Here is a 24,080-nt window from a genome sequence, read left to right as displayed (position 1 = left end):
TCCACCCCTGTAGCTGACGCGGAATAGTCTGCGGTATCGATACCTGATCCACCGTCCAGAGTGTCTGCGCCGCCAAGACCAATCAGGGTGTCATCACCCGCACCACCGCTCAGGGTGTTGGCGTTATTGTCGCCTGTCAGGCTGTCGTTAAAGTCAGACCCTTCAAGGTTCTCGATTGAGGTAAAGCTGTCCCCTGCGGCATCCCCACCAGATGCGGTGTTGGTGGACAGATCAACACTAACCGCTGACCCTGAACCTTGATAGGTTGCTGTATCTGTTCCGGTGCCGCCATCTAATGTGTCAGCGCCCGCACCACCTTCAAGAACATCATTACCAGCTTCCCCCTGAAGATCATCAGATCCACCATTGCCGGAAAGATTATCATCACCATCGCCACCTAAGAGTTGGTTGTCCAAGCTGTTGCCGGTCAAACCATCATCTTGAGCAGAGCCCACAATGTTCTCAATCTCGGAAAGCGTGTCGCCTTGGGCATCTCCACCCGAACCTGTGCCGGTGGATAGGTTCACATTCACCGCGCCAGAGGAGGCGGCGTAATCTGCTGTGTCTGTTCCGGTGCCACCAATAAGGGTATCCGCACCCCCAAGGCCCACCAGACGGTCATTGCCCGCGCCACCAGTTAAACTGTTGTCAGAGCTGTCGCCGGTCAGATCATCATCAAAGTCCGAGCCTAAAATGTTCTCAATGGAGGTAAAGCTATCCCCAGCCGCATCGCCACCAGAAGCGGTGTTGGTGGCCAGATTGATGGTCACCGCTGACGCTGAGGCGGAATAATCCACACTGTCTGATCCCGAGCCACCATCCAGAGTGTCCCCGCCGCCAAGGCCGATCAAAATGTCATTCCCGGACCCGCCAGTGAGGCTATTGGCATTGGCATCACCTGTTAGCGTGTCATCCCCTGATGACCCCAATAGGTTCTCAATATTGGTCAGCGTATCCCCAGCGGCATCACCACCTGCGCCAACACCTGTTGAAAGGTTCACATCAACCGCAGAGACCGACCCGGCATAAGAGGCTGTGTCTGTACCCGCACCCCCATCAAGCGCATCAGCACCAGCACCACCTTCAAGCGCATCATCGCCCAAGCCACCGGAAAGGCTGTCATTACCTGATCCACCGATGAGGGTGTCATTCCCATCTTGGCCTTGAAGGTCGTCATTGCCGCCATTGCCAGTGAGATTGTCATCCCCATCACCGCCAAGCAAAGTGTTGGCCCCAGCATTACCTGTGAGAATATCTGCTTGATCAGAACCGGTGACATTTTCGATAGAGGTGAGGCTATCGCCTTGGGCATCCCCCCCAGTACCTGTCCCTGTAATCAGTTCAACATCCACCCCTGTAGCTGACGCGGAATAGTCTGCGGTATCGATACCTGATCCACCGTCCAGAGTGTCTGCGCCGCCAAGACCAATCAGGGTGTCATCACCCGCACCACCGCTCAGGGTGTTGGCGTTATTGTCGCCTGTCAGGCTGTCGTTAAAGTCAGACCCTTCAAGGTTCTCGATTGAGGTAAAGCTGTCCCCTGCGGCATCCCCACCAGATGCGGTGTTGGTGGACAGATCAACACTAACCGCTGACCCTGAACCTTGATAGGTTGCTGTATCTGTTCCGGTGCCGCCATCTAATGTGTCAGCGCCCGCACCACCTTCAAGAACATCATTACCAGCTTCCCCCTGAAGATCATCAGATCCACCATTGCCGGAAAGATTATCATCACCATCGCCACCTAAGAGTTGGTTGTCCAAGCTGTTGCCGGTCAAACCATCATCTTGAGCAGAGCCCACAATGTTCTCAATCTCGGAAAGCGTGTCGCCTTGGGCATCTCCACCCGAACCTGTGCCGGTGGATAGGTTCACATTCACCGCGCCAGAGGAGGCGGCGTAATCTGCTGTGTCTGTTCCGGTGCCACCAATAAGGGTATCCGCACCCCCAAGGCCCACCAGACGGTCATTGCCCGCGCCACCAGTTAAACTGTTGTCAGAGCTGTCGCCGGTCAGATCATCATCAAAGTCCGAGCCTAAAATGTTCTCAATGGAGGTAAAGCTATCCCCAGCCGCATCGCCACCAGAAGCGGTGTTGGTGGCCAGATTGATGGTCACCGCTGACGCTGAGGCGGAATAATCCACACTGTCTGATCCCGAGCCACCATCCAGAGTGTCCCCGCCGCCAAGGCCGATCAAAATGTCATTCCCGGACCCGCCAGTGAGGCTATTGGCATTGGCATCACCTGTTAGCGTGTCATCCCCTGATGACCCCAATAGGTTCTCAATATTGGTCAGCGTATCCCCAGCGGCATCACCACCTGCGCCAACACCTGTTGAAAGGTTCACATCAACCGCAGAGACCGACCCGGCATAAGAGGCTGTGTCTGTACCCGCACCCCCATCAAGCGCATCAGCACCAGCGCCACCTTCTAACGCATCATCGCCCAAGCCACCGGAAAGCTCATTGATGGATGCATTGCCCGTCAACACATCGTCATAATCGGAACCCACGGCATTCTCGACATTGGCAAAGCTGTCGCCTTGGGCATCACCGCCAAAGCCCATGCCAGAAGCAAGATTGATGGTGATGGCGGAAGCCGAACTAACAAAGGACACTGTGTCGACGCCCGTGCCGCCATCAAATGTGTCAGCACCCGCGCCGCCGATCATTAAATCGTTGCCTGCGCCGCCCAATAGAGTGTCCGCGCCGTCCATGCCATAGAGCGTATCGTTGCCCGCGCCGCCTGATAACGTGTTGGCATTGGCATCACCCGTTAATAAATCAGCGAGGCTTGACCCTGTGATGTTTTCTATATTTGTAAGGACGTCACCAGCCGCGTCGCCACCCGAATGGATATTGGTGGTGAGGTTGATGGTGACTGCAGCGCTTGAACCAGAATAATCTGCCGTGTCGAAATCGGCGCCACCATCAAGCACATCGGCACCCGCACCACCTTGCAACACATCATTGCCAACGCCGCCGGAAAGGCTGTCGTCACCAGCCAAACCAGAGAGCACATCATCGCCCGCATTGCCAACCAAGCTGTTCGCAACGGCGCTGCCTTCCAAACTATCATCAGCAGCGGAGCCAATGATGTTTTCGATGTTGGAAAGCGTATCGCCTTGGGCGTCGCCGCCCGAACCTGTGCCTGACGACAAGCTTACGTTTACCGCTTGGGCGGAATCTGCATAATTTGCAGTGTCGTTGCCGACCCCACCATCAAGTGCATCACCGCCTGCCGCGCCCGCCAACATATCGTCGCCAAGACCGCCGGACAGACTGTTGCTTGAACTGTCTCCGGTAAGGTCATCATCGAAATTTGAACCGATAAGATTTTCAATTGAGCTATAGCTGTCGCCCGTAGCATCGCCGCCCGTGCCGCTAGATGTGGCCAAGTTGATGGTAACGGCAGAGGCGGAATTTTGATAGCTTGCCGTATCTGAACCAGTTCCGCCTGCTAGACTGTCCGCACCCGCACCACCTTCCAGCACATCATTGCCACTGCCGCCAGAAAGGCTGTCGTCGCCAGCTTGCCCCAGCAAAGTATCATTGCCTGCGCCACCAATCAGCGTGTCGTTGCCTGCACCGCCTGCAATATTGTCATCGCCACCAAGGCCAGACAAAATATTGGCATTGCCGTCACCGGTGAGGTCGTCGCTTTGTTGCGAGCCTTCAAGGTTTTCAATATTGACGAAGCTATCGCCTTGAGCGTCACCACCGCTGCCCGTTCCAGTTGATAGGTCAACAGCAACACCATTTGTTGAACTTTGGTAACTTGCGGTGTCTGTACCCGCGCCGCCATCTAGTTGGTCAGCGCCCGCACCACCTTCAAGCTCGTCATCACCATCGCCACCCAACAAAACATCATTGCCTTGACCGCCATCGAGAACGTCTGACCCTAGGCCGCCGCTTATGCTGTTGTTTGCTGCATTGCCAGTTAGGGTGTCATCAAAATCTGTGCCGACAAGGTTTTCGACGGATGAAAAGGTGTCGCCTTCTGCATCACCACCAGTAGCCAAATTTGCGGCCATGTCGATTTGAACCGCAGCACCTGAATCGGAATAGTCGGCAGTATCTACGCCGCTGCCCCCTTCAAGCGCATCGGCACCCGCGCCACCAATCAATGTGTCGTTGCCTGTGCCGCCAGAAAGTGTGTTGGCGGCACCATCACCAGTCAAATTATCTGAGAATGACGATCCGATAACATTTTCAATGTTGCTAAAGGTATCGCCCGCCGCATCGCCTCCAGTTGCAGAAGAGGTTTGCAAATTGATTTGCACGGCTGCGCCTGAACCAGAATAGTCAACCGTATCGACGCCTGCTTCGCCATCGATAACATCAGCGCCTGCGCCGCCTTCTATCGTGTCGTTGCCGTCGCCACCAAGTAAAGTGTCATCACCCGCGCCGCCGCGCAGAATATCGTCGCCCGCTTGGCCAGACAGGGTGTTGGCGTTGGCATCGCCAACCAAAATATCCGCATAGCCACTGCCTTGGACATTTTCAATTGAAGTAAAACTATCGCCCGCCGCATCACCCGAAGATCCCGAGTTTGTTGCAAGATTTACGCTGACACCACTGGTGGCTCGATCATAAGAGGCCGTGTCATTGCCGGCGCCGCCGATCAAAACATCTGCGCCGCCTTCGCCAGCCAAAATATCGTCGCCAGCGCCGCCTTCAAGTCTATTGACGCCCGCATCGCCCGCCAATTGATCGTCAAAATCGGTGCCGATGACGTTTTCGATGGAGTCGTAACTGTCCCCCGTAGCGTCGCTTCCTGTGCCGGTGCCCAGTGTCAAATCGACATTGACCGCAGATGCTGCGCCCTGATAGCCAGCGGTGTCATAGCCTTCGCCACCCTGCAAATTGTCGGCGCCACCACCACCAATCAAAATGTCATTGCCATCATTGCCCATGAGGATGTTGGCGTTCGCGTCACCCGTCAAACTGTCGTTAAAATCTGAACCTTCAACACCCTCGATATCGACGTAAGTGTCGCCATCAGCATCGCCGCCCGTTCCGCTTGATGTGGCTAGGTTTACATTTACAGCACTCGAGGAAGAGGCATAGCTGGCCACATCTTGGCCCGCACCACCATCAAGTACGTCCGCACCGCCGCGCCCTTCCAAATTATCGTCGCTTGCGCCACCCGACAAATTGTTCGCATAGTTGTCACCCTTCAATCTGTCGGCAAAGTCGGTGCCTACGACATTTTCAATATTGGTCAGCACATCGCCCGTTGCGTCGCCGCCGGTGCCCGTGCCTGCTTCAAGGTCAATCTCAATTGCACTCGACGTAGTGCTATAATCTGCAGTGTCAGTGCCTGCGCCACCATCCATTTGGTCAGCGCCTGCGCCGCCAACTAACTGGTCATTGCCAGTGCCGCCGCGCAATTCGTCATCACCATCTTGGCCCGAAAGGCTGTCGTCTCCGGCCCCGCCTGAGATAATGTTGCTATTGCTGTCGCCAGATAGGCTATCGGCAAAGTCCGAGCCTTGTATGTTTTCAAATTCGGCGATTGTATCGCCTGTCGCATCACCGCCGGAGGTCGCGCCGCTATCCAAATCAACATTTACGCCTGCGCCGGATTGGCTATAGCTCAGTGTGTCGTTGCCATCGCCACCAATGAGTTGGTCAGCGCCTGCGCCGCCTTCGATTGTGTCATCTCCGGTGCCACCGGACAAAACATTGCCATTGCCATCGCCAAACAGAGTGTCATCGTGGGTTGAGCCAGTGACATTCTCAATATTGTTCAAACTGTCGCCTGCGGCATGGCCACCAACGCCGGTTCCAGCAGCCAAATCTATGTTCACGCCCGCATCAGATTTGGTGTAGCTGGCAGTGTCTATACCAGCTCCACCGTCGAGTTGATCGCCACCCTCGAGGCCTTGTAAGATGTTGCTGCCCGCGTCGCCCGTAAGTTGGTCCGCAAAACCAGATCCCTCAATGTGTTCCACATTAGAAAGGCTGTCGCCCTCTGCATATCCGCCACTTGCTGTACCAGCATTTAAGTCAACGCTAACGCCAGCATTGGACATGGCATAGGAAACGATATCGCTTCCGGCACCGGCATCAATCTGATCCTCGCCAACGGCCGCGTAGATTTCATCATCGCCGCTGCCGGCGTTGATGATATTACCAGGCGGGTTAGCTGAAATCACTGCAATGGGCTCACCAGTCAGCGGGTCGATAAATTCAATGTCACCATCTGAGTTAACTTCACCTACGCCCAGCTGCGCCGACGCACTCGATGAACCAACGCCACCATTGCCATCATCCATCGTGTATTCAACGCCGATGGAACCAAGATTGTAAAAGCCATTATCATCTGGCACCAAACCAGAAGCTGGCACTTCAAAACTGATTTGAAGTTGTTCTTGCAGCGGCGAGCCTGGGTCGATTGGAAGCACCCAGCCCTTATCCGTTTCCGTTGCGCCGATGACGCTCATGCCTGGTGGCAGGCTCGTGACCGTTATGGCTGTCGGGGTCCATCCTTCAAACGGAAAAGTTACGCTAACCTCCAATGAAACTGCGCTTGTGCCGCTTTCGACAAGATCAGGACTATCCGCGTAAATAATGTCGTCGCCAGAGGTGCCATTGATAGCCTCATCAGCGCTCATGGCGCTATAGCCTGAATCCGTATCTGCTGGTGGTCGGTGCGTTGCCCCTTTTATGATTGTGCGTCCGTCAAGCGCGGTCTCTACCACTTGTTCGGTGATGCCGAATACCCGAAGCGAGATTTCAGCCTCTGGCAAGGTTTCAATGCCAGCTTCAACAGGTGACGAAGAAGCAGACGCGGTTTCGCTGAATTTACCGGTGAGTTCTTCGGCGCCCACATGGTCGTCAATCTTTGACCTGTCAAACTCGTTAAAGCTGTCGCCCTTCTTATTGTCGATCAAATCTTCAGGCGTTGGTTCGTTCGGATTCTGAACCTGTTCTACTTTCTCAACGGGCTCGATTTCCTCTGCTTCAACTTTTTCTTCTGATTCAGCTTCGCTTTCCTCAACTTTCTCCTGGCTTTCTTGCAATGAAGAAAATGTGCTTGCCGCCTCTGTGTCCTGACTTTTGAATTCACCGACTTTGCCGATTACTTCCTGACCGGAATAGATTTTGTCGGCAAATCCCATATCGGGCGCGTCGCCAATGGTGACCCGCAAGCCATATTCCAAAATGACCAGTTTAGAGCCGTCAGGAAATGTAATGATCAAATCAACATCGGAGAGGGCAACATTTGCATCGTCAAGATCGAACGCAAAGTTGAGCTGTTGATCGCCGTTGAGTTCAATAATCCGCGTTTCACCGGCTTGCGGCTTCTCAATCAAGTTTATCTGAGTTGATTGAGGCGCAGAGTCGTTTTGAGCGTTCGCTTGTTCTTGCTGGATCTGATCTTCCTGCGCCATACAACACCTTAACTCTTAGCTCAGAACATCGCATGATGTTTAGAATTTTCGACGCATTACGTGCGCAACGCGAGACGAGGGCATTGCTTTAACTTTCTAAAGAAGAATGGTTAATGAAAATAAAATTTAAGTTCTACGGCAAGTAAATGAGAGTTTGTATTAAAACCGCGTTGAATTCATATTTGACGACTTTGATTCACACTGAACACGTTAAATAAACAGGTGAGTTGGCAATTCCTAAGGCAATGAAAAAATGTAACTTTCTGTGGTGGAACAAATTCACCTTTATTTTGAAATTAACGAGGAACTTAAGTGTTTTTTAACTGCGTTTGTTAAATTTTAGAGCGGTTCTCAGGGATAGGGATTGACCGCTTTGCACAACGCAAATTGCAAAAAATGGCTAAAAACAAGCTTAGTGTTTGGCGCGCTTGCGGGTCAAATAATGCTTGCTGGCTGTGCATCCAAGCCCCGAACCGCTCCCTGTTTGAATTCAGGCAAAACTGTCTGTGACCAGCCGGTAAATCTGACCGATGCCGATTCGGAACAATACGTAAATGACCAGCGTGTTGAGCATCAACCGCTTGAGCAATTGGCGGCGCAAAGCGCAAAACGCGGCAAAAAAATCAGTCTTCAGCAAGTTGCTTTGGTGGCGCTGCAAACCAACCCCACAATCGATATTGCGCGCTGGCAAAAACGAGATGCGCAAGCAGGTGTGGGGATCACAGCGGCTAAATTCAGGCCGAAGGTCGAATACAACATCGCAAGCGGACCAGAAGTCACCTATGATACCAAAACAGAAATCGGTGAGGATCACACCCGCTCAGAAATAGGACTGACGCTCAGTCAGCTCCTGTTTGATTTTGGCAAAACCAATGCCGAGCTTGATTGGTCAAAAGCCTTGGTAAGCTCCGCCGATTGGCGATTCAAAGACAAAGTTGAAAGCACACTTTATGAGGTGTCAGATATATATCTGACTGTCCTTGAGTTGGATTTATTGCTGCAAAATAGCTATGCCAACCAAGCCGCGCATAAGGAAACTTATCGACTGGTCAAACTGAATGCTGACGCGGGCAACGCAACACAAGCCGACGTGCAAAAGGCGTTCACACGGCTAGAGAACTCCAAAACTCAATCCATCGAACTTGCGTCTCAAAGGCAGCGTAATGAGAGCGAGTTTAAAAGATTAACAGGCATCGTGCCGGGTAATCTAACGATGCCTGATTGGCGCAAACATGACCCGAAATTCCAACTCGGGCAGACCGAAACCTATGTGCGGCGAAATCCAAGACTGCGTAGTATTTTGGTTGACATGGAAAGCTTGCGCAAACAGCAAGAAGCCCTTCAGCGTTCATATTTGCCGCAAATTACCTTGGAGGGATCCACCTCCATCAAGCAAAATATCTTGGGTGAAAATCCAGTAAGAGGCGATGCCAAAGCGCAAATCGTATTGCGCGGCTCGCTCTATGACGGTGGCGATCGTTCAGCTAAAATCGATCAGATCAATGCGCGGATAGGTGAAACGGAAGCACGCTATCGCCAAGCACGTAGAGATCTCGAACGCGACATACGCGATGCTGCACGCATCCTACGAACCGCAAAAGACCGCCAGCGTTCAATCCATCAACGGATAAATGCGAGTGAGGACGTTGTTCGGCTATATCGTGAACAGTTTAAAGCCGGTAACCGCACGATCTTCGAACTGCTGGATGCACAACAAGAACTGTTCACGGCCAAAGCAGAGCAGATCACAAACCAATTTGACATCTTACGTGCAAAATATGCAGGACACCAATTGTCAGGCACACTTGGCCCCACACTGTTAGGTGATCTGGACATCTAAATTGCAGGCAATTTGATTTGAACCAAGTGCGCGCATTGTGGTTGCAATAGCCAAGCGATGAAATTTTAAAGAATTTCGCTTGCCTTGGTCAATGCATCGCGCGTCTAACTGTGATAAACGATATTGCGGCCAGCGGCGCGTTCTTGCAGCCATTGTTCGTTGGTGCCACAGAATAGGAAGCCGTCTAGTAGGCCATAGCAGGCTAGTTTCGCATCTTCGAGCGAAAATCCTTGTGGGTTTACACTGCGTTCAAGCCATAACCCGTCGACCAGCGAGGTGAGGCTGATTGCGACCAGCCCGGCGTCCACCTCATCAGCATTCCCCTCGATCAGGGCAACTTGCTCGATAATATCTATGAGCTCTTTGCGGTAGGTGGCGAACATTTTTGTGGCAGGCGCTCGAATTTCTGGCGTGTGACGCAACTCGCTCCAGAATGCCAGCATCATGGCCAAGCGATTTTCCGATGATCCATCCGCGCTAAAGCAAGCTTCAACAAACGCTGCCAATCGCTCGCGCGGCTCCTTGTCGACATTTCGTACGACATCTAGCAGGCTGGTGATGAAATCATTCAATAGCCGTTCATAAGCGTGCAGAATAAGCTCAGCTTTGCCTGAAAAATGAAACCGCAATAGCCCTGGCGAAACTTCAGCGCGGCGACAGATTTCGCGCACAGTGGTTGCAGAATAGCCCACATCGCCCACCGCCTCGATGGTCGCCAAAATCAATTTTTCGCGCCGCACCTCTGCATCGAGGCGCTCATATTTTGCCGATTGTTTTGCTTTAGCAGGCAAGTCGCTCTCTCTGTTTGATCACTGAATGTATCCAAGTTATCAAGCTGCAAACACAATGCAACCTCAAACAAGCTACGCCGAAAGTATTTCAGTTATTATACAACTGTAAAATAATTCTTGCCAACCAATTCCGCCTCGCTTAGTTTTAATGTTGGGATTAAGAAGAAGGCTGTTTTGGAAGAACGAAAAATGAAAAACCTAACAAAATTGATGACTGGTATTGTTGCGGCAGTGGCGCTGACTTCATTCGCACAAGCGGGCGAAGTGTTGGATAAAGTTATGGCCGAAAGCAAAATGATTGTGGCCACAAATTCGGAATATCCACCTGCTTCATACTTGAATGCGCAAGGCGAATTCGAAGGGTTTGACGTTGATGTGGCAAAAGAACTTGCTAAGCGTATGGGTGTAGAAGTGTCCTTCATTAACCCGGCTTGGGAGGCAATCACTTCAGGCAAATGGGGCGGACGTTGGCAAGTCGCCATCGGCTCAATGACACCGACCCCAGCACGTGCAGAAGTGCTAGATTTCCCTGCAGTTTATTATTACACGCCAGCGGCACTTTATGTGCACAAAGACGCATCCTACATGTCCGCGGAAGATGTAAAAGGCAAGAAGATCGGCGCCAGCGCAGGGTCCACTTACGAGTCTTACCTCAATAAAACCCTCAAGCTAGACGAAGAATATTCGCCAGCATTTGATTTCCTCATCGAGCCAGGTGAAATTCGCACTTATGAGACCGACACAAATGTGATGGATGATTTGCGCTTGGGCGATGGTGTGCGTTTGGACGCTGGCGTATCGTCCGTTCCAAACATTATGGAAGCTGTGAAAAACAACTATCCATTGCGCATTGTGGGCGAGCCTTTGTTCTTTGAACCGTTGGCAGTTGTTGTGGCCAAGGGCGATGATGAGTTCTCGCAAAAAGTGGGCGCGATCATCGACGAGATGGGTGCCGATGGCACATTGAAAGAATTGTCTCTGAAATGGTTTGGTGCGGACCTCGTGTCCACACAAGCCGAATAGGCATTTGAGGGGCACATACGTGGCTAGCCTTATTTCAATCATGCAACACGCGCTTGTTCGGCGCGTGTTGTTTTTCGCCATTCTCTTTGCAGCTTTGATCAATTTCAGTTTTCCTGAAACGTGGATCATCAGCGGACCAATGGCCGCCGCGCTGATTGCCGGGGCCATAATGCTCAATGTGCATTTAGTCCTTCTGCTGCCATTCAGGTGGCAAGTCATTGTGTTTTGGCTTGAGCTATTAGCACTATTTTTGGTGTTCTTTTATTCGTTCAACCTGTCTTACACATTCATCGTCGAGCGGCTGCCCCTGCTCATTTTCACAGGCGTTGGATACACATTATTGGTGTCTGGCCTGTCTATCGCAATTGCAAGCGTTATTGCTTTGTGTGGCGCGCTCATGCGGTTGTCAAAAAATGGTGCTGCATTTGCGATCTCGACATTTTACGTCTCGTTCTTCCGGGGCACACCTTTGCTGCTCCAAGTCTATTTGATCTATCTTGGATTGCCACAGCTCGGCATTATTTTGGATGCCATACCCTCCGGCGTGATTGCTTTGTCACTGTGCTATGGCGCTTACATGACGGAGATCTTCCGGTCTGGCATTCAAGCCGTGCCAGAAGAGCAAACGGAAGCGGCTTTGGCCTTGGGCTTGAAACGTTGGCAAATCATGCTGAAAGTTGTTTTGCCGCAAGCCATCCGCATCATCATCCCCCCCACGGGCAATAACTTCATCGCCATGTTGAAGGACTCATCTTTGGTCTCTGCAATGGGGATTATGGAGTTGATGTATTTGGCGCGCACGCTTGGCCGCTCAGAATTCAAACATTTTGAAATGCTGATCACGGCGGCGCTGATCTATTGGTTCATCAGCTTTATTTTTGAGCTGATCCAGGGTCGGCTGGAAGCGCATTTTGGAAAATCTGATAAACGCTAAATCCGAATTTTAAAGGATAATATGACCTATAAACTTTATTGGTATGCTGGCAGTGCGGCCATGGCGCCACACGCTATTTTGCACGATATTGGTGGCGAATTTGAATTGATCGAGGCGGAGGGCGCTTATTTGAAAAGCGAAGCCTATCGTGCGCTCAATCCAAATGGCACGGTACCAGTGTTGGTCTATGGCGATGGAAAAGTGCTTTATGAAAGCGCTGCTATTTGTCAATTTTTGGCAGAGCAGCATCCCGAAACTGGCCTAAGTCCAGCGGTTGATGATCCCCACCGCGGGCAATATCTGCAATGGATGGCGCACCTCACCAATACGGTGCAGGAAGCAATGACAATTTGGTGGCACCCAGATCACTATACTGAGGTCACCGAAGTGCAGCAAAAACTAGTGCGTGAATCGGAAGAGCGGTTGGATCGGTTGTGGCAAGTGCTAGACCGACATTTGCAGCATCATGGACCACATCTATGCGGTGATCGTTTCTTTGCTTGCGACTATTATCTCGCAATGTTGATCCGGTGGACGCGCGAGATGGAAAAGCCAGGCGAGCAATATCCGCATCTAAACCATTTGGTTCGCCTTACGATGGCGCGCCCCGGCTATCAAAAAATGCTGAAAGATCAAAAGATCACACAAACCGTGCTTCCAGATGCCGTGGCACGGACCTAGGTCAAGCGAAATGGGCGCGCGCAATATAGTGCACGCGCTCTATTATTTGCTGGTTTCTTCAGCCCCAAGGCGCGGCATTTCTCCCCAACCTTCAACTTTGCGCAGAAACTGCCACCAGCCGACAATGCGCCACCAACTGTTTAGCTGTCGGTAGCCAAAATTCTCAATCAACGCCACCAATCCAAGTTTGAGCAGGTCGCGTGCCCGTGGAGAGCGGGCAAGCTCAAGCTCCTCCAAGATTAGGGTGCTGATGCTGATAAAGGTGCCAAAAATGAAAAAGATCGCTATGAAGGCCAGTAAGAAGGATTGGTCTAAGACACCAAGAAAATAAAAAATGGGGAAGGCGAGGTAGCCAATAAATTCGGCAATTGGTCCCACGACATCCACAAGCAGATTATTTGGCATGGCGACCATGCCAAATCGGCCATAGCGCCGATTAAAAAACATGTCTTTGTTCTTCGCAGCCACTTCCAAGGCGCCTCTTTGCCAGCGCGTGCGCTGGGTGCGTAAAACCTTCAAGGTTTCGGGAGCTTCCGTCCAGCACACCGGTTCGGGCACATAGCGCATCTTGTAATCAATGTTTTGCTCGCAAAGATAGCGGTGCAGCTTGACCACAAAATCATAATCTTCACCAATCGTATCATTCGACCAGCCGCCTACTTTCATGGTGAGGTCGCGCCGAAAGATTCCGAATGCGCCGGAGACAATCGACAACATGTCCCAATGGCTCCATGCGAGCCGCGCCATAAGAAAGGCGCGGATATATTCCATCGTTTGAACAAGCGGTAGAAACTTCTTTGGCAGATCGATTGTGGTTATCCGTCCATTCTTGACGGTGCAGCCATTGAGCACGCGTATGGTGCCGCCAACGGCTACCATTTTTTCAGGCTCTTCCATAAAGGGCCGCACGCATCGCAACAAAGATTCTGGTTCTAACAATGAATCTGCATCGACAACGCAATAAAGCGGGTTGCGCGAAAAGTTCAGCGCGGCATTCACCGCGTCCGCTTTGCAACCGCCATTTACTTTGTCAATCACCACCAATTGCGGATAGGCCGGAGAGCCATAAACACCGCGTATTTCAGCGTGTGGTACAGTCAAATCATGTGCACGCGAAATGGGTTTCAAATCGAAGGCATCAATCAAAACCTGCAACGTGTCGTCGGTGGAGCCATCATTGGCCACCAGAATTTCCAAATTGGGAAATTGTAAGAACAACATGGAACGCAGATTTGAAACGATGGTCGCCGCCTCATTATAGGCCGGCACCAAAATCGAAATGGGCATGACTTCTTCTGAAATCAGCAATTGCCAAGTCGTCTCGCTATCTTCGGCCTGCGTGTGTTGCCGCATTTCAGTATAGGCAGCAGGCAATTGGATCGCGCTGATCAGGTTTTGCAAAATGCCGATTGCAAAAATAATACCCAAGAACACATAGACCCAAATGATATGCGCCAGAAAGAAGTCACTAAGCGTGCTCGTAAACTGCTCAAACACCTTGGAACTCCTTATATTCTTCCATAACGAGTTCTGCTAATCCCGCATTTTGGCCACCAGTATTGATGTAGGCTTGCAACAAAGCGCTACCGCGCGGGCCTGTTTGGATAAGCGTTCTGGCCGCATGAAAACGCACCCACCATTCCGGATCATCCAATGTTTCCAGCAATGTTGCGAACGCACGGTCGACCTGAATTTGGCCCAAGGCCGTAATTGCAGGTTGCCGCACGCTGGTGCGTTGGTCGCTCGCCAGTCTTTGCAAACTATCAATCGCATTGCCATCTTGCAGCTCGCCAAGGGCGATGGCTGCGGCACGCCGAACTTGCGCGCTGGTGTGTGTCGAATATCCAGCGATAAGCCGGCCGTGCCGTATGTCTCCAACATTGCCGAGCGCCATTAGAATGGCGGCGAGCCAGTTTTCGTCTTCCTGTTTGGGCAGCAAATTGAGCAAATGTGGCACACTTTTCGTGCCAAATTGCGTCAATACATCCGCCATAAAGGCGGCGTTCGTGCGGTCAATTGCATTGATTTGATCAAAGACCGCGCCCAACTCGTCTTCCTCAGCGCGCTTGGCCAACCCGCGCAGGGCCGCAAGCTGAACATAGGGGTCAGCGTCCGTTAAATGGGTGAACAGACATTCCTTGCTTTGTTCATCTTCTAAATAGGCCATTAAAGTCAAAACCTGAATGCGCCGCCCACGTCCGCCAACCTCCAATATCTTGTTGAGATGCGCACGGCCGATCCAGTTTTCGGCGATTTGGGAGATCTTTTTCGTTTCGCTGCCAGAAACCGATCGGACCATATCCAGCGCAGCGGCCAGCACCAACCCGCGTTGGTTTGGACTAATGTCGGGGGTCAGTGCATCCTGCAGATCAATCGGACTGCTCACTGCCAAAACCAGCATCTCTTCAAGCTTCTTACGCTCTTCGCCAAATCGCTGATCGGCGTTGGGCAAAAGGGTGCGCCGAACAATCAAAGCAATCAATATAACTGCGGCAGCAAGTGCCAAAATGGCGGACAGTGACCAGATAAAAAAGAGAATATTTTCTCTCACTAGACACGTCCTCTCTTTGCCAAATTTGATGTGATTGTGCTTAAACGCGCGCTGCTTGAACTTGGTTTGTGGATATGGCGGCGCGTTCCAAAAGCCGCTGACAGCGCAGCACAAGTTCGTCCAGATTAAAGGGCTTCACCACATAATCTGCCGCGCCAAATTGCAGCCCCATCATGATGTCCTTATTGTCGCGTTTAGCGCTCAACATCACCACCGGAATATCGTTAAACTCAGGGTTTTCCTGCATCTTATGTAAAACCGCCATGCCTTCTAGGCCGGGCAAAATACGATCCAGAATAACAAGGTCTGGCTTCACCGCGCTAAGCTCATCAAAGGCCACCATGCCGTCATCAAAGCCGATGCATTTAATGCCAAGAGTGCGAAATTTGGCGCGCAGTAGATTTTGTACGGCTGGGTCATCATCCACCAGCATGATGGTTTGCTGCAAGTGCGTTAGCCGCGTCTTCAGCTTGGTTGCCACTTCTTCAGGGTCAAACGGCTTGATCACATAATCAGCTGCGCCGGAAGTCAGAGATTCCAAAACGGCTTGAGGCTCGCCGCTGGCGGTAATCATCACAACATCAATATGCTTCAATTCCGGCGAAGTTTTGATGTCTTTGAGTAGATCAAGTCCACTTTTCTCGCCGGGCATTTTATTGTCGAGCAACACAAGATCAAACGCTTGATCGGCCATGAGTTGCTCTGCTTGATCGGAGTTTTCCGCCAGCGCGCAATTTGCATATTCGGAGATGAATTGCTTCAACAATTGCCGCATTTGTTGATCATCATCGATGATCAGAACGGACGGCAGCTCGATGTCGACTTCAGGCTGCTCAGCCGGCTCCGCCTCATCGACGGTCGTCGAAGCCTCGCCAAACTTCTCATCTTCTGCCTCAAATTGCTCACGCGCTTGGGCGCAGCTATTCAGCAGATTGAGAAGGGCAGGGTGCAAGGCGGACTTTTCAAAATCTTTGCCGTCGCGCACCATGTCTTCCACAACGATGGCCGCTTCGCTGATGTTGGGAAACTGATAGGTGCGGCCCGTCCCCACAAGCTTGTGGGCTGCGGCCTCTAAAACCTCGACATGCTCTTGAGAAAGCTCATCCGCATCCAATTTCGCCAGCGTATCCAGCAAAATATCTTCACGTTGCCAAAGGTCTTGAATGTAGGTGCGGCGCAAAACATGCAAAGCTGCTGCAAATTTATCCATATCATTCTGCATGGCACCGCCTAACTCGCTAATTCGGACTTTGTTTTTGATCCAAAATTGTTTTGACCTGATCAGACAACATCATAGGGTCGAAAGGTTTAGAAATCACTTGCGATGCGCCCAACTCGAGATAGGCCTCAATTTCTTGTGGCTGAACGCGAGCGGTCATAAACACCACGGGAAGCCCTTCGCATTCCGGCATGTCCAAAATCATCTTCAGCGTCGTTGGTCCACCCATATTGGGCATCATCACGTCGAGCAGCACCAAATCAACTTTGTTGGTCTTTAACCACTCGATGGCTTCCGCGCCGCTGCTGCAACAGCTGACTTGATAACCACCGATGGCTTCAAGCGAAGTTTTGGCAATGCTTAGTATATCTTGTTCGTCATCAACACATAAAATATGATCTGTCATCTCAACTGCTTTTTGCGCTACACCCATCTTGTTTAATCCTAACCAGCCTTCCGTTGCGTTTGAAGTTCTTTATCTTCCTCGCTCAAAATTTTGAACTCTGCCCAAAATGATGTTTCCACATTGGGTTCTGAGCTATAGCCAATTTCTCCACCCATCTGCTCGACCAGCTGTTTTGAGATCATCAATCCCAAACCTGTGCCATCTTTCTTGCGCGTGGTTGAGGAGTCGGCCTGAGCAAATTTCGTGAAGATGCGGTTCTGAAATTCTTCAGAAATGCCAATGCCATTGTCCACAACTTCGATCCGGATTCTATCTTCAATCTCCTGTGTGCGAATACGTACCGTGCCGCCGGCTTTCGAGAATTTCACGGCGTTGGAGATGAAGTTTGAAAGCACTTGATTGAACCGCCATTCATCCACCATGATTTCGGTGTCGGTGGAAACAGGATCGAGCACCAAATCTGCTTCATAGGTTGCGGCATAGGACTTGTTGTCCTCCACAATGCGCTGCAAACTATCGGCAAGCTTAACGTCGGTCATTTCATAATGCATGCCGCCATTGCCTAGCTTTTCCATGTCCAAAATGTCATTGACCAACCCGATCAAGCGGGAGCTATTGCGTTGCGCAATGGTCAACAGGCCATGCACTTTCGGTGAAATTTCGTCCTTAAACGCACCTAAAATGAGCGACAACGATCCGGAAATGGACGTGATTGGCGTGCGCAGCTCGTGGCTTACCGTTGCAATGAATTCATTTTTGATGCGCTCGGTTTTCTTGCGTTCCGTCAAATTGATCATCTGTTTGATGAAATATTTGACGGTGCCTTCCGCGTCATAAACGGGTGAAACATGTTGTTCGACCCAGATGGTTTCTCCAGACTTTGTTATCAGCCGTTTCTCAACTGCAAAATTTTGTGCTGTACCGTTTACCAGCTCTGCCAATTGTTCGGCATCAACTTCTGTGTCATCCGGGTGGGCCAGAAGGATTGCTGGATCCTGTAACTCTTCCATGGTGTAGCCAAGCATCGCGTTGGCTGTTTTGTTCATATGGATTAGCTCGCGTTCGGGCGAAATGGAAAGAGCCGCAATCGGCGCATTTTCCAATGTTTGCCGGAAAGTTTTCTCGCTCAGTTCGAGCGCCTTCTGGGCTGCAACTTGATCAGTAATGTCGCGTACACTGGCAACCAGGCGGCGTGTTTCACTGGTTTTTACAGCGCTTGCAGCGAGTTCGATTGGAAACGTTGTGCCGTCTTTGCGCTTTCCAGAAATTGTGATGCCATTCGCCATAACTTCAAAGTCAACTTTGTCATCATTATTGAGATAGGCCTTAAGTTTTGGTCGATCAAATTTGACCAACAGATTGGCAAATGGTTTGTCGATAACATCTTCGGCCTTGTGCCCGAATATGCGTTCAGCGGAGGGGTTGAAAGCCAATATTCGACCGCCGGACGACAACTCGACAATACCGTCAACCACGGTATCAAGAACGGCCTGCAGCCCGCCACGCGCTTTGTTGATTTCTTCGGTTTTGCGCTCAACCTCAGTTTGAATGCTGGCCGCCCGATGTGCGATTGAAATGAGCATCAAGCCAAGCAAGCCACCGATCACAATACCGGTAATCAAAATCAACTCCGCCTGAAAGTCGATTGTTGAATTTTCAAAAAGAGGCGTGCTGACCCATTCAACAGTCCAGTCTTGCTGCATAATGTTGAAGGTCGCCGTCTTTTTGAAGAGCGGTAGATTATTCTCGCCTGCATCTATTCTGCCTTCTTCAGAATAGATCAGCTTGTTCGTATCCGCAGTGGCCCCGTCATAAATGTTGAGGCCAATACGTTCGCCTTGGCTTGCGGTTAAATCGCCGAGAAGGTTTTTGCCGATAAAGGGCGCATAAACCCAACCAAGCAGCTCAGTCTCTGGGTTGGTTTGTGCGGTGAAAACGCCGGTAGAGTATATGGGAAATAGCAGCAGAAAACCGGGTGTTTTTTCCGCATCCTGAACCAACAGAATCCGCTGCGTGATTGCAGACTTTCCAGTGTTTGCTGCAAGTTCCGCCGCCGCTTTCCTGTTGGCCTCAAACGCAATATTTAGCCCCACCGCTGGTCCGTTAATGTCAACCGGCTCGATATAGGTGATGATGTAATAGGTGTTATTTTCCACCTCAGGGTGCGACCGGAAATCTGGCCGCCAGGTTGCGCGCTGCTCGGCAACATAACCTGCCACCTCTTCTTCAAGCACGCGGCCAATATAACCAATCCCGTTAATGCCAGGATAGCGGTTCACCACGTCTAGTGCTTTTACATATTCACGCCATTCCGCACGGGAAACTTCCTCGGAAGCATAAAACAAACCCGCGCCACCCAAAATGGCGTCCTCATAAGACAAGAGTCGATTTTTTAGCGCCTTTTCGCTTTCTTCCGCGAGGGCTTCAAAACGCTCATTATTTTTTTCCGCCAAGCTGGTGCTGGTGGCGTGCCATGCGAAAACTGTCATGCCGAAAATGGCTAGTACCAAAATGATAATGGCTGAATATTCGCGGCGGTTACGGGTCTTGTTGGTTTCGTGGAAATATTCCAATTGAACCTTTCCCACAATAAGCGGGAAAAGCGCGACGATACCCAACACATTGGCGCCAAAAATTTTCAATGCCACCAGTCCGGTGGTTTGGTTGTCTGCATGTCCAAGATAAGAAATTGTCAGCGCCGCGCCAAACGAAATGGCCACACAAGTTGCGGCGGTGAGGACGATGGGCAGCGCCTTATCTTTCCCGAATAGCCGGCTATATTTTACCATCAAATGGTTTTTGATGAGGTGGGAGATGGCCCAAGCGAACAAAAACGAACTCACCGAAATCGTCAAAATGGAGCTGCTTGCAAAGCTTACATCAGCAAGTTGAGGCGGCATATTTGGATACACCAACATCCCGATGGCAACACCTGCGGCTAAAGGAATGATGCACCTTCCGTTGCAGGTGAGGAACATCCAAGTTGCAATGCCAGTGGGCAGCCACAGCAATGGAATGTGTGAATAGGGGGTGTTCAACAATAAGCTGGTGATAAGACCCAATCCGATAAGGCCTGCGTGCAGCAAAAACGTTTGCAGATCAAATTCCAACTTCATAAGAACGCCCTTTCGCCGAGGCATATAATGGCAGACAAAATTCCGCTTGTCGGTAACCCAATATTGCCCAAAAAAATGGTTTCAATTGTGTTAAATATCCCACCATTGGGCACAACTGAGGTTAATCTTATATTTCTAAATAAAATTGGAATAATGATCTAAATGTATAAATAAAAAGTTTGTAACTAAATGTGAGGACTTCGCTATTAATCTGGCGATGACTAGACATGTGAGATAAAGCAATGAAAACTGTTTTGGTTATTGATGACGATCCGCAGATAATCAGCTTTTTAGAGGCTTTGCTGGACGAGCAAGGCTATCGCGTGCTGAGCAGCCCAAATGGCAAAGATGCGTTGAGCCTTCTCGAAACAGTTATTCCAGATGCAATCATCGTTGATGCAATGATGCCCAACATTGATGGCTATCAATTTTTGTGGCACCTGCGATCCGCGCCAAAGACCGAGCGCATACCCACCATCATGTTGACCTCGCGCTCCCGCGCACAGGATATTCAATATGGCAAGTCACTTGGCGCCAATGTATATCTGACCAAACCTGTTGGCCCACAAGAGCTAACAGCAGCGCTCAATTACATAAACCTTGTGGCCGCCGAAGATACCCGCCACGCCAGCTAAACGCAGGCTAGTCTTAAGCGATACTAAAGCGGCCAATTTAAACAAAATTGGTGGTCTTGGCATTTCCAAGATTTATCTCCCTGCAATTGTGGCATATTAGACTTCTAGTTTGATGCAACTTGATTGCGCTCGCGCGAACAGGTCGCTTTGATTTGGGAAGATGATGTGTATCCAACTTTAACGCTTATTGCTTTTTTGGTTTTGCTGAGCCTAGCTGTTTTTCCACTCGCAAGACGATCCGGCACACCCTTTTTGCTCATCGTATTGGGCATTGGCATGCTCGCTGGCGAAGATGGGCCGGGGGGGATTGATTTTGATGATTTTCGGCTCGCCTATGATTTGGGCAGCATCGCCCTAGCGGTCATTCTATTTGCAGGTGGCATAGAAACAGAGCGGCGGATTCCGAAAAAAGTGATCATCTCGGCGCTGCTATTGGCCATTCCTGGTGTGCTGATCACGGTGGGCATTGTTGGCGGCCTGACCCATCTTGCGCTCGGCATTCCAATTTTGACAGCATTGCTGCTGGGTGCGGTAATCGCCCCAACCGACGCGGCTGCGACTTTTATGTTGTTTCAACATGGCAATGTGAGTGTGCCGAAAAAAGTGAAAGACACTTTGTTTCTGGAATCAGGACTAAACGACCCGGTCAGCATTGGGTTGACCGTGGCACTCACCGCCTTCATCGCAACTTCCAATCATTTTGATACTAATAGCCTGCTCGGATCTTCCTATATTGTTGTTGTGCAAATTGTCAGCGGCATCATTGGTGGGTTGATTGGCGGGTGGTTGCTCACAGCTCTCATGAACAAACTGCCGGTGCCAGTGGGATTATACCCTGTATTGGCATTTGTCGGCGGATTGTTCGTTTTTGGTTTAGTCGGCATGCTCGGCGGCTCTGGTTTTATGGCAATCTATATTGCTGGCGCCGTTGTTCGAAACAGGCTGGTGCATCCCGTAGACCGCATCATGAATTTTAGCGAAGGCCTGCAATGGATTGCCCAGCTTTTGGTGTTCTTGCTGCTTGGGCTTTTGGTAACACCCAGTCAGCTGGCGAACACGCTGGTGCCCGCCCTGATTTGCGCGGCCATTTTGATGTTTGTCGCCCGTCCGATTGCCGTGTTTGTAACCTTAGGCGCATCGCGTTTCTCTTTTAAGGAACTGACCTTCATTAGCTGGATGGGGTTGCGCGGGGCCGTGCCCATTTTGCTGTCGATCTATCCGATTATCGAGCCCGGTCCGATCTCGCATGTGTTCTTCAACATTGTGTTTGTCGTTGTGGTTTCGTCGCTCTTGTTACAAGGCTTCACCGCCTCATTTTTGGGCCAAAAGCTTGCATTGGACCGGAAGGACGACGCTGCTGACAAATAGCTAAGGTCTGAACATCGACAGTTCGACTACCATGTTCAGGGGAGAGCGTGGCACCCTGAAATTTTCTATCTTCGTGAAAACGAAAGGATAGAAACGATGTCGTGGTTTAAACCAAAAGCCGCTTTGTTGGGGGCGTGTCTTTCCACTTTATTGACCCTGCAAGGTGCTTTGGCGGCAGATGCTGTGCCTCTAGGGGATGGCAGCCATTTTTTAATCGATGAATATCTGATTGAAACAAACACAGAAACAGGTGAAGTAAAGCTGTTGGTGCGGGGCAAGCCAGACTTCCAGCCGGAGCAATTTGGGCCTATCCCTGCGGACTTTTTCGCCAGAAAACTCGAGCCATTGTGCGAGAATTTGGTCAAAAACAGCTGGGATCAGCTTACCGCCCAAAAGATCCGTAAAACGCGCATTCGGTGGGATTTTACCCCAGCAAATCGACCAGAAGGTCTCAGCAAAAATGTAGAGTGGAGCCGGTTTCACGAAGTCGATTTTGCCATTGATGACAACAAACAATGCATCCCGTTGCCGCTGAGCGTCGCACAAGATAATTTAACGCCGCAAACGCCGAGCGGCGTGGGCGCAACGCTCCGCTATGTAGAGCAGGGCGACCAATGGGGCGAATTGCAATTGGTCTATGCATTGAAGGGCTCAGAACAATTGAGAAATCTTCCATTTCTCAAGAGTGCGGCAATGGAACTTTGTCTCATTCATGCGGATGGCGTGTTGGCCCAGCGTTTCAAATATTACAAACAATTTGAAACAGCTTCCGTTGCAATTCAGTTCGAGCAAAATTCGAACAATCAAGTCTCAATAGAACGGTTCATATTTCCTGTGGTCAATCAGAAGTGCGAAACCGGTCTAAGCGACTTGCTTAAATCTCATATTTTGGAAGTTGCCAGCGCAGGCAGTGAGTAACCAAATGGGGCGCTAGAAATACGGGCGCCCCCATTTGCCTATAATCCATTCGGGCCGAAAATTTTCGCCAACATATAATCGGGCAATTGCAGCTCACTTTTGGCATTTTTGGTGGCCAGCCAAACTTGCCCATATTCACGAGCTTCTAACACTGTGATGGCTTGTTTTGCCGCCATGTCGAAATCGAAACACGCCATATGCACATCTTTGCAGTCGCGATAGTGGCCTGAGAAACTGCGGCCATCCTTAAACAGAAGCGTGGCACGACCCTCGAACAACTGGCTGTAATTTAGGCCATAAAGAAAAAGAGACAGCTTGTTCGGACTATTTGCCATCACAAAATTGGTGCGCGCGGGGCCCTCTCTTGTCTGCACGAACACTTTGCTGGTTTTGTTCAACAGCTCCCAACTTTGATCTCGATGCTCTTTCGGGATCAATATCGTGCCATTTTGGTTAGATGCGGCAGATGCTTTACGGGTAAAAAAGCCTGCTTTCTCCATGCTCCATTCGAGGGTGACATCACTTGAAAATTTATGCGCGACGAGGGTTGCGTCTAAACTGTTTTCGACATTGTCAGCCTCAAACTCCGGCGTTGCCTTAGCAAGTCGAAAACGTCCCTTAATGTCGGGGTCCTCAACATAGAGAAAACGTAAATATAACTGCGCCTGTTGCGCGGAAAATTGACTTATCTTCTCCGCGCGTGACCCATATTCCCGCTGGATTAGGCCTTTCAGCGCGCCCATAGCGTTCAATTCAATTGTTTCGAACTCGAGTTTTGTCTGATGACCTTCAGGCAAATTGAACAATATTTCTGAAATGAAGATGTTCCGGAGTGCTCGTTGCCAAGCATATCCTCTGGCCTGGTTGATCAACTCTGCCGCCCGCGCGCCTTCGCAGCCGGCTTCTGTGGCCATTGCGGACGCTTCTGCATTCAGCGCAGCGGATGCCGCATCGAAGCGTTCGCGATCGATGGTACCAGCTTCATAGCTTTGACTGATCTCAAGCGATTCAAAAGTGTCCGCAACCACATCATCAAGTGCCCGTCGTTGCGAATAAAGATAGGGGAAACAGTCGCCAACATCGAGCAAACGCGCGGCTTGAAGTTGTACATAAAGCTGTTCGTTTGCGTGTGCCATCGCAGGCACAAAAATGAGGTGCAAGATTAAGGTGGTGATCGAGATTAGTGTTTTTCGCATCA

Annotated in this window: 15 protein-coding genes; 7 read left to right on the top strand and 8 right to left on the bottom strand. The window is 50.6% G+C overall.

Annotated elements, in window-relative coordinates; translation table 11 throughout:
* On the bottom strand, positions 1–7,400 hold a 7,400-nt coding region (locus ACP15Y_RS07685), incomplete at its 3' end, for a hypothetical protein (protein ID WP_424982436.1).
* 442 nt (positions 7,401–7,842) lie between these two features.
* Here ACP15Y_RS07685 and ACP15Y_RS07680 point away from each other — a divergent pair.
* Positions 7,843–9,240 carry a TolC family protein gene (locus tag ACP15Y_RS07680; RefSeq protein WP_424982435.1) on the top strand — a complete coding sequence of 466 codons (1,398 nt, stop codon included), beginning with the start codon at positions 7,843–7,845 and terminating at the stop codon, positions 9,238–9,240.
* A 104-nt stretch (positions 9,241–9,344) separates the two neighbouring features.
* Here ACP15Y_RS07680 and ACP15Y_RS07675 read toward each other — a convergent pair whose 3' ends face one another.
* On the bottom strand, positions 9,345–10,031 hold the full coding sequence (locus tag ACP15Y_RS07675) for a TetR family transcriptional regulator C-terminal domain-containing protein (protein ID WP_424982434.1): 687 nt from the start codon (positions 10,029–10,031) through the stop codon (positions 9,345–9,347).
* A gap of 189 nt (positions 10,032–10,220) precedes the next feature.
* On the opposite strand from ACP15Y_RS07675, the gene ACP15Y_RS07670 reads away from it, so the two are divergent.
* Genes ACP15Y_RS07670 through ACP15Y_RS07660 form a run of 3 tightly spaced genes read left to right on the top strand, consistent with a single transcriptional unit; the run spans position 10,221 to position 12,669 of the window.
* Complete coding sequence (locus ACP15Y_RS07670) at positions 10,221–11,054, top strand: transporter substrate-binding domain-containing protein (protein ID WP_424982433.1); 834 nt, start codon at positions 10,221–10,223, stop codon at positions 11,052–11,054.
* A 19-nt stretch (positions 11,055–11,073) separates the two neighbouring features.
* Positions 11,074–11,988 carry an amino acid ABC transporter permease gene (locus ACP15Y_RS07665; RefSeq protein ID WP_424982432.1) on the top strand — a complete coding sequence of 305 codons (915 nt, stop codon included), beginning with the start codon at positions 11,074–11,076 and terminating at the stop codon, positions 11,986–11,988.
* Between the two features lie 21 nt (positions 11,989–12,009).
* A complete protein-coding gene (locus ACP15Y_RS07660; protein ID WP_424982431.1) occupies positions 12,010–12,669 on the top strand; it encodes a glutathione S-transferase family protein in 660 nt (219 codons plus the stop codon).
* 42 nt (positions 12,670–12,711) lie between these two features.
* On the opposite strand, the gene ACP15Y_RS07655 is transcribed toward ACP15Y_RS07660, so the two are convergent.
* From ACP15Y_RS07655 to ACP15Y_RS07635, 5 genes are read right to left on the bottom strand one after another with little or no spacing between them, the layout of a single operon-like run.
* Positions 12,712–14,166: a glycosyltransferase gene (locus tag ACP15Y_RS07655; protein ID WP_424982430.1), complete on the bottom strand. Its 1,455-nt coding sequence runs from the start codon at positions 14,164–14,166 to the stop codon at positions 12,712–12,714.
* Positions 14,159–15,220 (bottom strand): HEAT repeat domain-containing protein, encoded by a 1,062-nt coding sequence (locus ACP15Y_RS07650; protein WP_424982429.1) that lies wholly within the window; start codon positions 15,218–15,220, stop codon positions 14,159–14,161. Before ACP15Y_RS07650 ends, ACP15Y_RS07655 begins: the two co-directional genes overlap by 8 nt.
* 40 nt (positions 15,221–15,260) lie before the next feature.
* Positions 15,261–16,442, bottom strand: a complete 1,182-nt coding sequence (locus ACP15Y_RS07645) for a response regulator (protein WP_424982428.1) — start codon at positions 16,440–16,442, stop codon at positions 15,261–15,263.
* Between the two features lie 16 nt (positions 16,443–16,458).
* Positions 16,459–16,872, bottom strand: coding sequence for a response regulator (locus ACP15Y_RS07640; protein ID WP_424982427.1), 414 nt, complete (start codon positions 16,870–16,872; stop codon positions 16,459–16,461).
* 11 nt (positions 16,873–16,883) lie between these two features.
* A complete protein-coding gene (locus ACP15Y_RS07635; RefSeq protein ID WP_424982426.1) occupies positions 16,884–19,961 on the bottom strand; it encodes a CHASE domain-containing protein in 3,078 nt (1,025 codons plus the stop codon).
* A 242-nt stretch (positions 19,962–20,203) separates the two neighbouring features.
* Here ACP15Y_RS07635 and ACP15Y_RS07630 point away from each other — a divergent pair, with 242 nt between their 5' ends.
* The 3 genes from ACP15Y_RS07630 (at position 20,204) to ACP15Y_RS07620 (ending at position 22,882) form a co-directional block, all read left to right on the top strand.
* Positions 20,204–20,596, top strand: coding sequence for a response regulator transcription factor (locus tag ACP15Y_RS07630; protein WP_424982425.1), 393 nt, complete (start codon positions 20,204–20,206; stop codon positions 20,594–20,596).
* A gap of 123 nt (positions 20,597–20,719) precedes the next feature.
* Entirely contained in the window at positions 20,720–21,964 is a 1,245-nt protein-coding gene (locus ACP15Y_RS07625) for a potassium/proton antiporter (protein WP_424982424.1), read from the top strand.
* Positions 21,965–22,060: 96 nt separating this feature from the next.
* Positions 22,061–22,882, top strand: coding sequence for a hypothetical protein (locus tag ACP15Y_RS07620; protein ID WP_424982423.1), 822 nt, complete (start codon positions 22,061–22,063; stop codon positions 22,880–22,882).
* Positions 22,883–22,920: 38 nt separating this feature from the next.
* Here ACP15Y_RS07620 and ACP15Y_RS07615 read toward each other — a convergent pair whose 3' ends face one another.
* Complete coding sequence (locus ACP15Y_RS07615) at positions 22,921–24,078, bottom strand: hypothetical protein (RefSeq protein ID WP_424982422.1); 1,158 nt, start codon at positions 24,076–24,078, stop codon at positions 22,921–22,923.
* Positions 24,079–24,080 lie beyond the last annotated feature (2 nt).

This window comes from Maritalea sp. S77, from assembly GCF_049801075.1.
In the GTDB taxonomy this organism is placed as follows: domain Bacteria; phylum Pseudomonadota; class Alphaproteobacteria; order Rhizobiales; family Devosiaceae; genus Maritalea.
This window is presented reverse-complemented; position numbering and strand designations above follow the sequence as displayed.

Bases quoted from the DNA above. Each gene is read 5' to 3' on its own strand.
- ACP15Y_RS07680 (WP_424982435.1), top strand. From the start codon at position 7,843: ATGCTTGCTGGCTGTGCATCCAAGCCCCGAACCGCTCCCTGTTTGAAT.
- ACP15Y_RS07670 (WP_424982433.1), top strand. From the start codon at position 10,221: ATGAAAAACCTAACAAAATTGATGACTGGTATTGTTGCGGCAGTGGCG.
- ACP15Y_RS07660 (WP_424982431.1), top strand. From the start codon at position 12,010: ATGACCTATAAACTTTATTGGTATGCTGGCAGTGCGGCCATGGCGCCA.
- ACP15Y_RS07645 (WP_424982428.1), bottom strand. From the start codon at position 16,442: ATGCAGAATGATATGGATAAATTTGCAGCAGCTTTGCATGTTTTGCGC.
- ACP15Y_RS07640 (WP_424982427.1), bottom strand. From the start codon at position 16,872: ATGGGTGTAGCGCAAAAAGCAGTTGAGATGACAGATCATATTTTATGT.
- ACP15Y_RS07635 (WP_424982426.1), bottom strand. From the start codon at position 19,961: ATGAAGTTGGAATTTGATCTGCAAACGTTTTTGCTGCACGCAGGCCTT.
- ACP15Y_RS07630 (WP_424982425.1), top strand. From the start codon at position 20,204: ATGAAAACTGTTTTGGTTATTGATGACGATCCGCAGATAATCAGCTTT.
- ACP15Y_RS07620 (WP_424982423.1), top strand. From the start codon at position 22,061: ATGTCGTGGTTTAAACCAAAAGCCGCTTTGTTGGGGGCGTGTCTTTCC.
- ACP15Y_RS07615 (WP_424982422.1), bottom strand. From the start codon at position 24,078: ATGCGAAAAACACTAATCTCGATCACCACCTTAATCTTGCACCTCATT.